16 protein-coding genes are annotated in these 14,939 nt (G+C 48.3%); 7 read left to right on the top strand and 9 right to left on the bottom strand.

Going from position 1 to position 14,939, the window contains the following annotated elements:
* Positions 1–9: 9 nt before the first annotated feature.
* Both uraA and upp read right to left on the bottom strand, forming a co-directional pair.
* Positions 10–1,299 (bottom strand): uracil permease, encoded by a 1,290-nt coding sequence (uraA, locus tag ACJHX4_RS17730; protein WP_000198327.1) that lies wholly within the window; start codon positions 1,297–1,299, stop codon positions 10–12.
* 85 nt (positions 1,300–1,384) lie between these two features.
* Positions 1,385–2,011, bottom strand: coding sequence for a uracil phosphoribosyltransferase (gene upp, locus ACJHX4_RS17725; RefSeq protein ID WP_001295473.1), 627 nt, complete (start codon positions 2,009–2,011; stop codon positions 1,385–1,387).
* Between the two features lie 324 nt (positions 2,012–2,335).
* Here upp and purM point away from each other — a divergent pair, with 324 nt between their 5' ends.
* The 4 genes from purM to ppx all read left to right on the top strand — a co-directional run bounded on the left by purM (position 2,336) and on the right by ppx (position 7,795).
* Entirely contained in the window at positions 2,336–3,373 is a 1,038-nt protein-coding gene (purM, locus tag ACJHX4_RS17720; protein WP_001296287.1) for a phosphoribosylformylglycinamidine cyclo-ligase, read from the top strand.
* The gene (gene purN, locus ACJHX4_RS17715; protein ID WP_001028626.1) at positions 3,373–4,011 is read left to right on the top strand and encodes a phosphoribosylglycinamide formyltransferase; all 639 of its coding nucleotides are present in this window, start codon (positions 3,373–3,375) and stop codon (positions 4,009–4,011) included. The genes purM and purN overlap by 1 nt, the downstream gene beginning before the upstream one ends.
* 171 nt (positions 4,012–4,182) lie before the next feature.
* A complete protein-coding gene (gene ppk1 / locus ACJHX4_RS17710) occupies positions 4,183–6,249 on the top strand; it encodes a polyphosphate kinase 1 (RefSeq protein WP_001296288.1) in 2,067 nt (688 codons plus the stop codon).
* Positions 6,250–6,253: 4 nt separating this feature from the next.
* Entirely contained in the window at positions 6,254–7,795 is a 1,542-nt protein-coding gene (ppx, locus tag ACJHX4_RS17705) for an exopolyphosphatase (RefSeq protein WP_001121363.1), read from the top strand.
* Between the two features lie 38 nt (positions 7,796–7,833).
* On the opposite strand, the gene pdeF is transcribed toward ppx, so the two are convergent.
* A complete protein-coding gene (pdeF, locus tag ACJHX4_RS17700; RefSeq protein ID WP_000772711.1) occupies positions 7,834–10,077 on the bottom strand; it encodes a cyclic-guanylate-specific phosphodiesterase PdeF in 2,244 nt (747 codons plus the stop codon).
* A 181-nt stretch (positions 10,078–10,258) separates the two neighbouring features.
* Positions 10,259–10,411: a hypothetical protein gene (locus ACJHX4_RS17695; RefSeq protein ID WP_000017548.1), complete on the bottom strand. Its 153-nt coding sequence runs from the start codon at positions 10,409–10,411 to the stop codon at positions 10,259–10,261.
* A 17-nt stretch (positions 10,412–10,428) separates the two neighbouring features.
* On the opposite strand from ACJHX4_RS17695, the gene ACJHX4_RS17690 reads away from it, so the two are divergent.
* From ACJHX4_RS17690 to ACJHX4_RS17680, 3 genes are all read left to right on the top strand, one after another.
* Positions 10,429–10,620, top strand: coding sequence for a YfgG family protein (locus tag ACJHX4_RS17690; protein WP_000076001.1), 192 nt, complete (start codon positions 10,429–10,431; stop codon positions 10,618–10,620).
* Between the two features lie 301 nt (positions 10,621–10,921).
* A complete protein-coding gene (locus ACJHX4_RS17685; protein ID WP_001311989.1) occupies positions 10,922–11,440 on the top strand; it encodes a glycine zipper 2TM domain-containing protein in 519 nt (172 codons plus the stop codon).
* A 15-nt stretch (positions 11,441–11,455) separates the two neighbouring features.
* Complete coding sequence (locus ACJHX4_RS17680; protein WP_000755178.1) at positions 11,456–11,995, top strand: DUF5384 family protein; 540 nt, start codon at positions 11,456–11,458, stop codon at positions 11,993–11,995.
* A gap of 217 nt (positions 11,996–12,212) precedes the next feature.
* Here the strand turns inward: ACJHX4_RS17680 and ACJHX4_RS17675 are convergent, their stop codons facing one another.
* From ACJHX4_RS17675 to ACJHX4_RS17655, 5 genes are all read right to left on the bottom strand, one after another.
* Positions 12,213–12,695 (bottom strand): DUF2514 domain-containing protein, encoded by a 483-nt coding sequence (locus tag ACJHX4_RS17675; RefSeq protein WP_001531860.1) that lies wholly within the window; start codon positions 12,693–12,695, stop codon positions 12,213–12,215.
* Positions 12,692–13,321, bottom strand: coding sequence for a glycoside hydrolase family 19 protein (locus ACJHX4_RS17670; protein ID WP_001531861.1), 630 nt, complete (start codon positions 13,319–13,321; stop codon positions 12,692–12,694). The genes ACJHX4_RS17675 and ACJHX4_RS17670 overlap by 4 nt, the downstream gene beginning before the upstream one ends.
* A complete protein-coding gene (locus tag ACJHX4_RS17665) occupies positions 13,311–13,619 on the bottom strand; it encodes a phage holin family protein (RefSeq protein ID WP_001531862.1) in 309 nt (102 codons plus the stop codon). Before ACJHX4_RS17665 ends, ACJHX4_RS17670 begins: the two co-directional genes overlap by 11 nt.
* Complete coding sequence (locus tag ACJHX4_RS17660) at positions 13,606–14,010, bottom strand: putative holin (RefSeq protein ID WP_001531863.1); 405 nt, start codon at positions 14,008–14,010, stop codon at positions 13,606–13,608. Before ACJHX4_RS17660 ends, ACJHX4_RS17665 begins: the two co-directional genes overlap by 14 nt.
* A gap of 229 nt (positions 14,011–14,239) precedes the next feature.
* The coding region (locus tag ACJHX4_RS17655; RefSeq protein ID WP_410239916.1) for a tail fiber domain-containing protein at positions 14,240–14,939 on the bottom strand (700 nt) is incomplete at its 5' end.

The following is a 14,939-nucleotide window of genomic DNA, read 5'->3' as shown; positions in this document are numbered from 1 at the left end:
GTCGGTACATTATTTGTCTGTTATATCCGCGTCTTCTGCGTCCAGCACCACTTCTTCAGGGCGCAGCATACTAATCAGTTTGAAGATCAAACTTAAGCCGATACCGACGATGGTCGCCAGCGCCATACCTTTCAGCTCCGCCGCCCCAATGTTTACCTTCGCGCCACTGACGCCGATGATCAAAATCACGGAAGTCAGGATCAGGTTCTGTGCTTTGTTGTAATCCACTTTCGATTCGATCAACACACGAATACCGGAAGCACCGATGACACCGTAAAGCAGCAGCGAAACGCCGCCCATCACCGGCAATGGAATCATCTGGATAGCAGCAGCCAGTTTACCGACGCAGGAAAGCAGGATAGCGAAAATCGCCGCACCGCCGATAACCCAGGTACTGTAAACACGGGTGATCGCCATCACGCCAATGTTTTCTCCGTAAGTGGTGTTTGGCGTGGAGCCAAAGAAGCCGGAGATCACGGTCGACAAGCCGTTAGCAAACATCGAACGGTGCAGACCTGGATCGCGCAGCAGATCTTTTTTGACGATATTAGCCGTTACTACCAGGTGCCCTACGTGTTCGGCAATAACCACTAACGCCGCTGGCAGAATAGTCAGAATGGCAAACCACTCGAAGCGCGGCGTATAGAGGGTCGGCAGCGCAAACCAGTGAGCATTAATAATCGGCGTGGTATCGACAATTCCCATTGCGAAAGAGAGCGCGTACCCCACCAGCACGCCAATTAAAATCGGGATAATTGCCAGGAAACCACGAAACAGCACGGAACCTAAAACCGTGACCGCCAGGGTGGTAATAGAGATGATGATGGTTTTGGAGTCTGGCGTTTGCCCTTCAGCCGGGAGTAAACCCGCCATACCGGCAGCTACGCCCGCCAGCTCCAGACCGATGACGGCAACGATTGCGCCCATTGCCGCAGGTGGAAACAGCACGTCCAGCCAGCCGGTCCCCGCTTTCTTCACGATAAAAGAAACCAGGCAGAACAGCACGCCGCACATAATAAAGCCGCCCAGCGCGACTTCATACCCCAACGGCAACAGTAACAATACCGGTGAAATAAAGGCAAAGCTGGAACCAAGATAAGCCGGAATTTTCCCTTTACAGATGAAGAGATACAGCAGTGTTCCTATACCGTTAAATAACAGTACAGTCGCCGGGTTAATATGAAATAAGACGGGCACCAGGACGGTTGCACCAAACATGGCGAACAAATGTTGCAAACTAAGCGGGATTGTCTGTAAAAGTGGCGGTCTTTCACTCACCCCGATAGCACGGCGCGTCATAGTATTATCCTCTGTATTATGTGTTATAGGCGCTTTACTCAAAAAAAAGCCGACTCTTAAAGTCGGCTTTAATTATTTTTATTCTTTATTTCGTACCAAAGATTTTGTCACCGGCATCGCCGAGGCCCGGAATAATGTATCCGTGCTCGTTCAGTCCCTGGTCAATCGATGCAGTATACAGTTCGACGTCCGGGTGCGCTTTTTCCAGCGCAGCGATACCTTCTGGTGCAGCTACCAGCACCAGAACTTTGATGCTGCTGCAGCCCGCTTTTTTCAGCAGGTCGATGGTCGCGATAACGGAACCACCGGTTGCCAGCATTGGGTCAACGATCAGCGCCATACGCTCATCGATGTTAGAAACCAGTTTCTGGAAGTACGGTACCGGCTCCAGCGTTTCTTCATTACGGTACATACCGACGACGCTGATGCGCGCGCTCGGAACGTTTTCCAGCACACCGTCCATCATCCCCAGACCCGCACGCAGAATTGGCACAACGGTAATTTTCTTACCTTTGATCTGGTCGATTTCTACCGGGCCGTTCCAGCCTTCGATAGTTACTTTTTCCGTTTCGAGGTCGGCGGTCGCTTCGTAAGTCAGCAGGCTACCCACTTCGGAAGCGAGTTCGCGAAAGCGCTTGGTGCTGATATCTTGCTCACGCATCAGTCCCAGCTTGTGTTTGACGAGTGGGTGTTTGACTTCCACGATCTTCATACTCTTTCTCCTTTGAGGGGCAGCCACAAAAAAAATCGACGGATTATACCTCCTTTCTTCAAGGCGGCAATATTATTTTCGTTGACTTTAGTCAAAATGATAACGGTTTGAGATAAAGTTATTTTATATTCAAATAGTTATGAAAGAAGATTATTCCATCCGAAAACGATCCTTTGCCCTGGTACAAGTATTCTTTCGCCGCGCGCCTGGGGAAAAGACGTGCAAAAAGGTTGTGTAAAGCAGTCTCGCAAACGTTTGCTTTCCCTGTTAGAATTGCGCCGAATTTTATTTTTCTACCGCAAGTAACGCGTGGGGACCCAAGCAGTGACCGATAAAACCTCTCTTAGCTACAAAGATGCCGGTGTTGATATTGACGCGGGTAATGCTCTGGTTGGAAGAATCAAAGGCGTAGTGAAGAAAACGCGTCGTCCGGAAGTGATGGGCGGTCTGGGCGGCTTCGGTGCGCTGTGTGCATTGCCGCAAAAATATCGTGAACCTGTGCTGGTTTCCGGCACTGACGGCGTAGGTACCAAGCTGCGTCTGGCGATGGACTTAAAACGTCACGACACCATTGGTATTGATCTGGTCGCCATGTGCGTTAATGACCTGGTGGTGCAAGGTGCGGAACCGCTGTTTTTCCTCGACTATTACGCAACCGGAAAACTGGATGTTGATACCGCTTCAGCGGTGATCAGCGGCATTGCGGAAGGTTGTCTGCAATCGGGCTGTTCACTGGTGGGTGGCGAAACGGCGGAAATGCCGGGGATGTATCACGGTGAAGATTACGATGTCGCTGGTTTCTGCGTTGGCGTGGTAGAAAAATCAGAAATCATCGACGGATCTAAAGTCAGCGACGGCGATGTGCTGATTGCACTCGGCTCCAGCGGCCCGCACTCGAACGGCTATTCGCTGGTGCGCAAAATTCTTGAAGTCAGCGGTTGTGATCCGCAAACCACCGAACTTGATGGTAAGCCATTAGCCGATCATCTGCTGGCACCGACCCGCATTTACGTGAAGTCAGTGCTGAAATTGATTGAAAAGGTCGATGTGCATGCCATTGCGCACCTGACCGGCGGCGGCTTCTGGGAAAACATTCCGCGCGTATTGCCAGATAATACCCAGGCAGTGATTGATGAATCTTCCTGGCAGTGGCCGGAAGTGTTCAACTGGCTGCAAACGGCAGGTAACGTTGAGCGCCATGAAATGTATCGCACCTTCAACTGCGGCGTCGGTATGATTATTGCCCTGCCTGCTCCGGAAGTGGACAAAGCCCTCGCCCTGCTCAATGCCAACGGTGAAAACGCGTGGAAAATCGGTATCATCAAAGCCTCTGATTCCGAACAACGCGTGGTTATCGAATAATGAATATTGTGGTGCTTATTTCCGGCAACGGAAGTAATTTGCAGGCAATTATTGACGCCTGCAAAACCAACAAAATTAAAGGCACCGTACGGGCAGTTTTCAGCAATAAGGCCGACGCGTTCGGCCTTGAACGCGCCCGCCAGGCGGGTATTGCAACGCATACGCTCATCACCAGCGCGTTTGACAGTCGTGAAGCCTATGACCGGGAGTTGATTCATGAAATCGACATGTACGCACCCGATGTGGTCGTGCTGGCTGGTTTTATGCGCATTCTCAGCCCGGCGTTTGTCTCCCACTATGCTGGGCGTTTGCTGAACATTCACCCTTCTCTGCTGCCGAAATATCCCGGATTACACACCCATCGTCAGGCGCTGGAAAATGGCGATGAAGAGCACGGTACATCGGTGCATTTCGTCACCGATGAACTGGACGGTGGCCCGGTTATTTTACAGGCGAAAGTCCCGGTATTTGCTGGTGATACGGAAGATGACATCACCGCCCGCGTGCAAACCCAGGAACACGCTATTTATCCACTGGTGATTAGCTGGTTTGCCGATGGTCGTCTGAAAATGCACGAAAACGCCGCGTGGCTGGATGGTCAACGTCTGCCGCCGCAGGGCTACGCTGCCGACGAGTAATGCCCCCGTAGTTAAAGCGCCAGCTCTGCCGCTGGCGTTTTTCAATTCACCTGTAAATCGCAAGCTCCAGCAGTTTTTTTCCCCCTTTTCTGGCATAGTTGGACATCTGCCAATATTGCTCGCCATAATATCCAGGCAGTGTCCCGTGAATAAAACGGAGTAAAAGTGGTAATGGGTCAGGAAAAGCTATACATCGAAAAAGAGCTCAGTTGGTTATCGTTCAATGAACGCGTGCTTCAGGAAGCGGCGGACAAATCTAACCCGCTGATTGAAAGGATGCGTTTCCTGGGGATCTATTCCAATAACCTTGATGAGTTCTATAAAGTCCGCTTCGCTGAACTGAAGCGACGCATCATTATTAGCGAAGAACAAGGTTCCAACTCTCATTCCCGCCATTTACTGGGCAAAATTCAGTCCCGGGTGCTGAAAGCCGATCAGGAATTCGACGGCCTCTACAACGAGTTGTTGCTAGAGATGGCGCGCAACCAGATCTTCCTGATTAATGAACGCCAGCTCTCCGTCAATCAACAAAACTGGCTGCGTCATTATTTTAAGCAGTATCTGCGTCAGCACATTACGCCGATTTTAATCAATCCTGACACTGATTTAGTGCAGTTCCTGAAAGATGATTACACCTATCTGGCGGTGGAAATTATCCGTGGCGATACCATCCGTTACGCGCTGCTGGAGATCCCATCAGATAAAGTGCCGCGCTTTGTGAATTTACCGCCAGAAGCGCCGCGTCGACGCAAGCCGATGATTCTTCTGGATAACATTCTGCGTTACTGCCTTGATGATATTTTCAAAGGCTTCTTTGATTATGACGCGCTGAATGCCTATTCAATGAAGATGACCCGCGATGCCGAATACGATTTAGTGCATGAGATGGAAGCCAGCCTGATGGAGTTGATGTCTTCCAGTCTCAAGCAGCGTTTAACTGCTGAGCCGGTGCGTTTTGTTTATCAGCGCGATATGCCCAATGCGCTGGTTGAAGTGTTACGCGAAAAACTGACTATTTCCCGCTACGACTCCATCGTCCCCGGCGGTCGTTATCATAATTTTAAAGACTTTATTAATTTCCCCAATGTCGGCAAAGCCAATCTGGTGAACAAACCACTGCCACGTTTACGCCACATTTGGTTTGATAAAGCCCAGTTCCGCAACGGTTTTGATGCCATTCGTGAGCGCGATGTGCTGCTCTATTATCCTTATCATACCTTTGAGCATGTACTGGAACTGCTGCGTCAGGCTTCGTTCGACCCGAGCGTACTGGCGATTAAAATTAACATTTACCGCGTGGCGAAAGATTCACGCATCATCGACTCGATGATCCACGCCGCACACAACGGTAAGAAAGTCACCGTGGTGGTTGAGTTACAGGCACGTTTCGACGAAGAAGCCAACATTCACTGGGCGAAGCGCCTGACCGAAGCAGGCGTGCACGTTATCTTCTCTGCGCCGGGGCTGAAAATTCACGCCAAACTGTTCCTGATTTCACGTAAAGAAAACGGTGAAGTGGTGCGTTACGCACACATCGGGACCGGGAACTTTAACGAAAAAACCGCGCGTCTTTATACTGACTATTCGTTGCTGACCGCCGATGCGCGCATCACTAACGAAGTACGGCGGGTGTTCAACTTTATTGAAAACCCATACCGTCCGGTGACATTTGATTATTTAATGGTGTCGCCGCAAAACTCTCGCCGTCTGTTGTATGAAATGGTGGACCGCGAGATCGCCAACGCGCAGCAAGGGCTGCCCAGTGGTATCACCCTGAAGCTAAATAACCTTGTCGATAAAGGTCTGGTTGATCGTCTGTATGCGGCCTCCAGCTCCGGCGTACCGGTTAATCTGCTGGTGCGCGGAATGTGTTCTCTGATCCCCAATCTGGAAGGCATTAGCGACAACATTCGTGCCATCAGTATTGTTGACCGTTACCTTGAACATGACCGGGTTTATATTTTTGAAAATGGCGGCGATAAAAAGGTCTACCTTTCTTCCGCCGACTGGATGACGCGCAATATTGATTATCGTATTGAAGTGGCAACGCCGCTGCTCGATCCGCGCCTGAAGCAGCGGGTGCTGGACATCATCGACATATTGTTCAGCGATACGGTCAAAGCACGTTATATCGATAAAGAACTCAGTAATCGCTACGTTCCCCGCGGCAATCGCCGCAAAGTACGGGCGCAGTTGGCGATTTACGACTACATCAAATCACTCGAACAATCTGAATAACCCTATGCCAATACACGATAAATCCCCTCGTCCGCAGGAGTTTGCTGCGGTCGATCTTGGTTCAAACAGTTTTCACATGGTCATAGCCCGTGTGGTAGATGGTGCCATGCAGATTATTGGCCGCCTGAAACAGCGGGTGCATCTGGCGGACGGCCTGGGGCCAGATAATATGTTGAGTGAAGAGGCAATGACGCGCGGTTTGAACTGTCTGTCGCTATTTGCCGAAAGGCTACAAGGGTTTTCCCCTGCCAGCGTCTGTATAGTTGGTACCCATACGCTGCGTCAGGCGCTGAACGCCACTGACTTTCTGAAACGCGCGGAAAAAGTCATTCCCTACCCGATCGAAATTATTTCCGGTAATGAAGAAGCCCGTCTGATTTTTATGGGCGTGGAACATACCCAACCGGAAAAAGGTCGCAAACTGGTTATTGATATTGGCGGCGGTTCTACAGAACTGGTGATTGGTGAAAATTTCGAACCGATTCTCGTTGAAAGCCGCCGGATGGGTTGTGTCAGCTTTGCCCAGCTTTATTTCCCTGGCGGGGTCATCAATAAAGAGAATTTTCAGCGCGCTCGCATGGCGGCAGCACAAAAACTGGAAACGTTAACCTGGCAATTTCGAATTCAGGGCTGGAACGTGGCAATGGGCGCTTCCGGTACCATAAAAGCCGCCCATGAAGTGTTAATGGAAATGGGCGAGAAAGACGGGATAATTACCCCGGAACGTCTGGAAAAACTGGTAAAAGAAGTTTTACGTCACCGTAATTTCGCATCGCTGAGTTTACCGGGTCTTTCCGAAGAACGGAAAACAGTCTTCGTTCCGGGACTGGCGATTTTATGCGGTGTGTTTGATGCTTTAGCCATCCGTGAACTGCGCCTTTCTGACGGGGCGTTACGCGAAGGCGTACTGTATGAAATGGAAGGACGTTTCCGTCATCAGGATGTGCGTAGTCGCACTGCCAGCAGCCTCGCCAACCAGTATCACATCGACAGCGAACAGGCCCGACGGGTGCTGGATACCACTATGCAAATGTACGAACAGTGGCGGGAACAGCAACCGAAGCTGGCGCATCCACAACTGGAGGCGCTACTGCGATGGGCCGCCATGCTGCATGAGGTCGGGTTGAATATCAACCACAGCGGTTTGCATCGCCACTCCGCTTATATTCTGCAAAACAGCGACTTGCCGGGTTTTAATCAGGAACAGCAGCTGATGATGGCGACACTGGTGCGCTATCACCGTAAAGCGATTAAACTCGACGATCTGCCGCGCTTTACCTTGTTTAAGAAGAAACAGTTCCTGCCACTGATTCAGCTATTGCGCCTTGGCGTATTACTCAATAATCAACGTCAGGCAACCACCACACCGCCAACATTGACGCTGATTACTGATGACAGTCACTGGACACTGCGTTTCCCGCATGACTGGTTTAGTCAGAATGCGCTGGTACTGCTTGATCTGGAAAAGGAGCAAGAATACTGGGAAGGCGTGGCTGGCTGGCGGTTGAAAATTGAAGAAGAAAGTACACCAGAAATCGCCGCTTAATGCTTTGCGGGCCGACGAGAAATGTCGGCCCGCATTATTCAGGCACTTTCGCGAATGGGTTCGATTTCATTCAGCGTATCAATTAACGGTTGCGGCTTACCAATAAGATAACCCTGCATATAATCGATCCCCAAAGAGAGCACCGCCTCGCGGATCTCTTCGTTTTCAACGTACTCTGCCACTACCCGCATTTTCTTCATTCGCGCCAGGTGGCAAATCGACGCCACTATCTGATAATCCAGACTATTTGACACAATATTGCGGATAAAACTGCCGTCAATTTTAAGCAGATCGGCATTCACATTTTTAAGCCGCGCATAGCTGGCGTAGCCGGTGCCGAAATCATCAATCGCAATCTGGCAGCCTAATTCCTGAAGATGCTGCAAGGTGATTTGCGCCTGCTTAACATTGGTCAGAGCATTACTTTCGGTGACTTCAAAAATAAGTTGCCACGCTTCAATCTGATATTTAGCCAGCAGCTGACTGACTTCAACAGGAAAACGAGCCTGACATACCGAGGTTGGAGACAGATTAATAGCAAAACGGTGAGCGGGCATCTTCGCTCTGTTTTCAGCCATAAATTGCAGCGTATGCTCAATGACCCACATGTCGATACTCGACGATAAACCAAATTCGTGCGCGACCGGTAAGAAGCTATCGGGGCTGATCAGCTCATCATTCTCACCCTTCATGCGCAGAAGAATTTCATGGTAAACATCACCACGCATACCGGTAATCGGCTGGGCCATCAGGAAAAAATGGTTGTGTTCCAGCGCCTGCTGTAGTCGATTCATCATCGCGACTTTATCTTTCAATTCGCGTTGCAAATACATTGCTCCGCGACGCTGCATATTTTCCGGGACGTTGGTCACGATGGAAAGTTCGGCCACCGTATTTAGCTCTCCCAGCAGCAGGTAGATATGATTCACTGGCGAGCGCACATAGCAGTAACTGACGCCAATCTGCGGTTGCATCGGCATTCCATCCCAAAAGAAACGAAATTGCTTGAGATGGCTATCCAGTGCGGTAATGCGCTCCTGGTGCGATTCTGTATTCAGCCGCAGCGCGAGATCGTTACCCGAAAGCTGATAAACATCTTCACCCGGTTCCAGCAATGGTGACAGCCAGTGAGAAAGTTTTTGCTTGTATTGAATCCGCAGCATGATGCCATAGTTCTTAACCAGCATTTCCATGCCAGGGATGTGTAAATAGCATAGCGCAGACCAGGGGGCATCACGCAACGCGCGATTCAGGGCGCGAACATTTGGCAGATGAACCACCGGGTCCACATACGCAAGCCGCTGAATGCGTCTGACTACAGCTCGCTGACGGGTTGCCAGTACAGCCATATAATTGACAATAAAAGAGAATACCAGATAACTGGAGGAGGTTATGGTCAGCTGCGTGGTATAGCCAGGATAAATGGGAATGTAATTTTGATAGCTATGGATGCTGATCATCAACACGACCGCCCAGAGCAATGAAATCAACTTATAACCATAGCGCATCGCTCCCCACATCATCAGGGGCAGCAATAATGACAAGGTGTAATTGGTGCTAAAAATCGTGCTTTTTTCATTTAACGGCATGCATAACAGCAACAATAAGGCACCTAATGCCAGTAGCCAGATTGCGAACTCTTTTTTGGTAACTTTGGCATCAACCTGCTGTTTTAATTGCGAATAATAGCTACGTAAATAAAACGGATTTCGCACCACCCGAATGATAAAGTAGCACAGCGGGACACCAATCAGATTACCCACCAGCAAGGCCTGATAATTGATTAAGGTCCCGAGGTTAAAGGGCATGACGCCGACCAGATTTTCTCTGCTCGCCAGTAACCCTACAAACGCAGCAAACTGGAAAAGTATCAGAAACAGCGTTGCAGGAAACACAATCTGCCAGAATAGTCGCTGGGAAATTAAACGGCTATCACCATGTGAAACGTTGTTACGCCGGGGGGTAAAAACCCTGTAACCGCCCCAACAGAGAATGATAATGATAATAAAATTAGCCGTTAATGAGAGCGTTTCGTAAAAACCCAGCTCTGCATATTTGCGGACAAAAATCCCTAAGGCGATCCCTGGCAATGCCGCCCAGCTGAAAAACATCATCATGCTGATCATCAGTGCCAGTGGCAGATAAAAGAGAAAAACTTCACCGGAAGAAATATGCGCGAAAGTATTAATGTGGGCGAAAATGGGCAAGATTAAAGAAGGCAGGAACAGCGGAAGCCCCCACCATTTATCACGTATTTTTATATAAGTTGCATTCAGTTTCATAGATGCTCAGCAGAATCCCCCACATCCTGAAGGAGGTGTATTCAGACAGGCATCCCACCTGACTTCGAATGATGATTATTCATCACTATAGAGAGCAATGATTCTAAGTGTCATATGAAAGTTCCAATTGATATATATCAAACAAAATAACCCTGATTAATGAATTATTACGTTTATCATGTTAACTCATCATTATTACATCATCATTGTAAATAATTAAATTAACTTCCATAACATTAAAATATGTATTCACTGACGCTTCTTTACATAACGAAGAATTGACCATTTTGTCCTGTTGTGCCTTAATGTAAGTACCGTCCACGGCGTGGGACATACTTCAAGGAACCTTTTGTGAGTCAGGCAACCAGTATGCGAAAACGACACCGATTTAACAGTCGCATGACCCGTATCGTACTGCTCATCAGCTTTATCTTCTTCTTTGGCCGTTTTATCTACTCGTCCGTCGGTGCCTGGCAGCACCATCAGAGCAAAAAAGAAGCTCAGCAATCCACACTCTCCGTCGAATCACCGGTACAACGTTAGCGGTTACCTTCTCCACTCTCACAGAACATAACGGCACCTCGCTGTCGGATGCTTTTGCTCTTTGAGATTATCAAAGCGGCAGATATTCTTTCATCTTAAATTTTACGTCTTTGTTCTGACTGCAGTTCGGCTGCGAAATAAATACATCATTAATACATATGTTGTGATGATGTATTTTTATAAATTATTCCCCACATGAATTTTAATAAATTTAATCTATTCCTTTATACGCAATACATTTACTTTCCTCTTTTGATGATCTTAAATGTCTTATTTTTCGTAATGTGTATAACAAGGAATAGTGATGAAATTTAAAAAATGTCTTCTGCCTGTGGCAATGTTAGCGTCATTCACTCTGGCAGGATGCCAGTCAAATGCTGATGATCATGCCGCCGATGTTTATCAAACCGATCAACTGAATACCAAACAAGAAACTAAAACCGTTAATATTATTTCCATTCTTCCCGCAAAAGTTGCCGTAGACAACGCCCAAAATAAACGGAACGCACAAGCCTTCGGCGCGCTTATTGGCGCTGTCGCTGGCGGTGTTATCGGCCACAACGTCGGGTCTGGCAGCAATTCCGGAACGACGGCAGGTGCAGTTGGCGGCGGAGCTGTAGGCGCGGCAGCGGGTTCTATGGTGAATGATAAAACCTTAGTGGAAGGTGTTTCTTTAACATATAAGGAAGGCACCAAAGTGTATACCTCCACCCAAGTGGGTAAAGAGTGCCAGTTTACGACAGGTTTAGCCGTTGTTATTACCACGACGTATAACGAAACGCGTATTCAGCCAAATACCAAATGTCCTGAAAAGAGCTAATAATCAGGAGGAGTCATGAAGAAAGTTTTTCTTTGCGCCATCTTAGCCTCCTTAAGCTATCCGGCTATCGCCTCATCATTGCAGGATCAACTCTCGGCTGTCGCAGAAGCGGAACAGCAAGGTAAAAATGAAGAGCAAAGGCAGCATGACGAATGGGTCGCGGAGCGCAACAGGGAAATCCAGCAAGAGAAGCAACGTCGCGCAAACGCCCAGGCCGCGGCTAATAAAAGAGCGGCAACGGCAGCAGCGAATAAGAAAGCTCGTCAGGATAAACTGGACGCCGAAGCCACTGCGGACAAAAAACGCGATCAAAGTTATGAAGATGAGCTACGTAGCTTAGAGATTCAGAAACAAAAACTGGCGCTGGCGAAAGAAGAAGCCCGCGTTAAGCGCGAAAACGAATTTATCGATCAGGAACTGAAGCACAAAGCTGCGCAAACCGATGTGGTGCAATCTGAAGCTGACGCAAACAGAAATATGACTGAAGGCGGTCGCGATCTGATGAAAAGCGTGGGTAAAGCAGAAGAGAATAAATCAGATAGCTGGTTTAACTAAACGATGTTAGTAACTTCAAACCTATAATTCTTTAGGATAAAAAACCCTCTGTAGTAACAGAGGGTTTTGTTCATTCATAGTGCAGGGTCAAATCATTCCCACTCAATTATTTACGGATACCATAACCAATTGAGTGATAACATTTTTCCAAAGATGAATTTTTCTCGTACCGTTTTATATACCGTCACCGGAAATCAGTACCATGAAAAATGCCATGCTATCTGGTCAGGGTGTCGTACTGTTTTTCGCAGACTCTTCCGGCTTCGGCTGCCCGGTCAGCATACTCTGCCAGTTGTCTATTTCTCTCGAGAGATTTGCTGAACACGTCGGCAAGCAAAACTCCGGTGTCTGCGGCTGACGACCCAGCGCCGACAATGGCGTTATAGTGCCTGAGCTGCTCACGGATGGCAACGAGCTGTTGCTGCAACCGGCCAGCGCGAGCGGCAGCATCAAGAGCATCATTGCGCGCCTGGTCGATCCTCTGCTGAGCTTCACGTTCATTGGTCACTTTCTCCTGTTCGTAGTACTGACGAACTTTTTCTTCTTCGGCTTTGCAGTCTTCTTTCGCCTGCGCATACCCGGCGTCGTACTGACGGCTACCGTGTACATTCCAGGCAACAACTCCTGATATGACCAGAACAGCAAGCACTGCCACGATAATCAACTGTTTCCAGTATGCTTTTACGAATGCCCAGATCATACCGCCAGCACCTTACTGGCAGTGACGTACCGCGCGCGCCGGTCGTCGATGCCATTCCTGCCACCATTGATAATCAGAGTTACACGTGCAATATCGCCGGTATACTTCATGCAACCTTTGCTGGAGAAGAACCACGCCGCGCTACGAGCCGCGTATTCGTCCTGCGCCAACAGTTCAGGATTCTCCAGCAGGTCCACTTTCAGGCCGTTTCCGCAATCACGATAGTTATTCAAACCGGTAATCTGGATAAGTCCGCGGCCACGGTAATTCCAGCCATCGCCGGGGGCATTGTTCCCCATGCGTTTGCTGTACACCAGATTGGCAATCGCTCGCTGGCGCTCGAGTGGCAATGGTGGTTCACCAGCATGGCGACCCAGTGCATTAGCCTGCCCCTGAGTGAGACGCCCAGCCCGAACGAAGTTAGCCAGTCCGCTGACACTGTAGTTGAAATTCTCCTGCAACCTGGTGAAGCCCCCAGACTCATGCCCGACTTGAGCAATAAACATTGCCTGATCTTCTGCTTTGCTGATACCAAACTCTTTCATCGCAGAAGTTATATGCGAGAACCAGCGTGCGGCCAGCGCCTCGCTAATACCAGCAGCTCGCTGGAATTGTTTAATCTCCATGTTTAGACCTCGATATTTTGAAAATCTGAACAACGTTACCGCGTGTTTTAATAACCGCGGCAAGCATGACAGCGTTGATAATGACCTCAGATAAATCCACAGCCATTGGCGTGCGTAACCAGATTGAATAGACGACACGAACAGGAATACTGGCCGCAGCAACAATAAGGAAATAAGCAAGCCACCCTCCCCATCTTCGATGTTGAGAGCCGTTACGCCGGAATGTGACAACGCGAATTGCTATGCCAGTACAAATAACTGCATTGGTGATAAGCAAAAAAAACTCATGCGTTACCATCGTCTTTTCTCCCCGGAATTAAATCGCGTGGATTGTCTGAACGGTGGTAGAGCCATATACCAATACGCACAGCGACAATTGCTGACACGAATGCGCCAGCAGAGAAAACAATCCCTTTTTCAAAAGAGTCCTGCGTGATGGTAGGGATCAGGCTGGCTATGCCGATAAGAATTGATGCTGCTGGTTTGTAGAAAAGAAGTCCACAGAGAAAGCTAAGCATCGATAAGAGTACGCGACGATGAATTGGGTACTCTACCGCAGAGGTAACAAAAATTACCGCACCAGCAAGAGCACCGAGCGCCACCTCTGGCGGAACGCCTACGATAACTGCAGCAAGAGAGCTCACACTAAGCCATTGATTTAAAGAATCAGTAGTTAGATGGGCTGACATAATGAACACCGTTTATTACGCATAACAATCTCCTTACTATTGAAGATTCACACATAATAAACCATTTAAGGATAATAGTTACCTCAAAACGCTGTATTTCTACCTTCTACGGCAATGAAAATTTCGTTCAGAAAATGGTCTAGTGTACCTCTCAGTCACAATTAAAGAAGAAAGAAGCCGAACTTACTTCGTAATAAGCAAGCCGGCTACTAAGATTAATCCTCAATATTTAGCTACTTTCAAGCATTGCAAGACGTGATTCTATTTTTTCGATTCTTCTACGCAAATAAGCTGACTCAAGCCATAAACACTGGTCAGTACGGATACCCCACCTATTTCCAGCCTTGCAAACCAGAGTTCGCTCTTCTGTTTCGTATTCTTCTTCCATCTCAATTTCGACGCCATCCACAACTTTAGTGATCATCCTTACCGCCATCACTGGCGCGTATTTATCATCCCATTCATCGTAACAGAGAAGGCCAAATCTGGTTCCATCAATCCCATGCGCGAGGAAAGTGTCTCTCACTTGTTGTGCTATAACACCAAAATGCCAGCGGGCACCATCTCCCTTTTCCCTGACGGCATCAAGCCAGCGAAAAGCTACAATCCTGATATCTCCCCATGCATCCAGAATTGCATCACCTTCATAACCACGAGACATATACAAGCTGAGCTCACTTGTACTAATCGGTTCACTTTTTTCTCTACCATCTGATGTGTTTATCGAACCGTTCGCAGAATAAACCTGTGCCCATCTAAATGATGGTGCACCAAGAGATTTGCTGTTATCAATAATTGGTGAAAAATTACCTTTAATGGCAATATTTCCAGAGTCGCCGAATATATTAATAACTGCAGAGTCATCACCATGGTTTTTTACGCTTAAGTTTCTTGATGAAATATTTATATCTTTGTTATATCCACTAACA

This window comes from Escherichia sp. WS2035 (assembly GCF_046487065.1).
GTDB lineage: Bacteria > Pseudomonadota > Gammaproteobacteria > Enterobacterales > Enterobacteriaceae > Escherichia > Escherichia coli.
The sequence above is the reverse complement of the archived record's forward strand: the minus strand, read 5'-3'. Positions and strand labels throughout refer to the sequence as shown.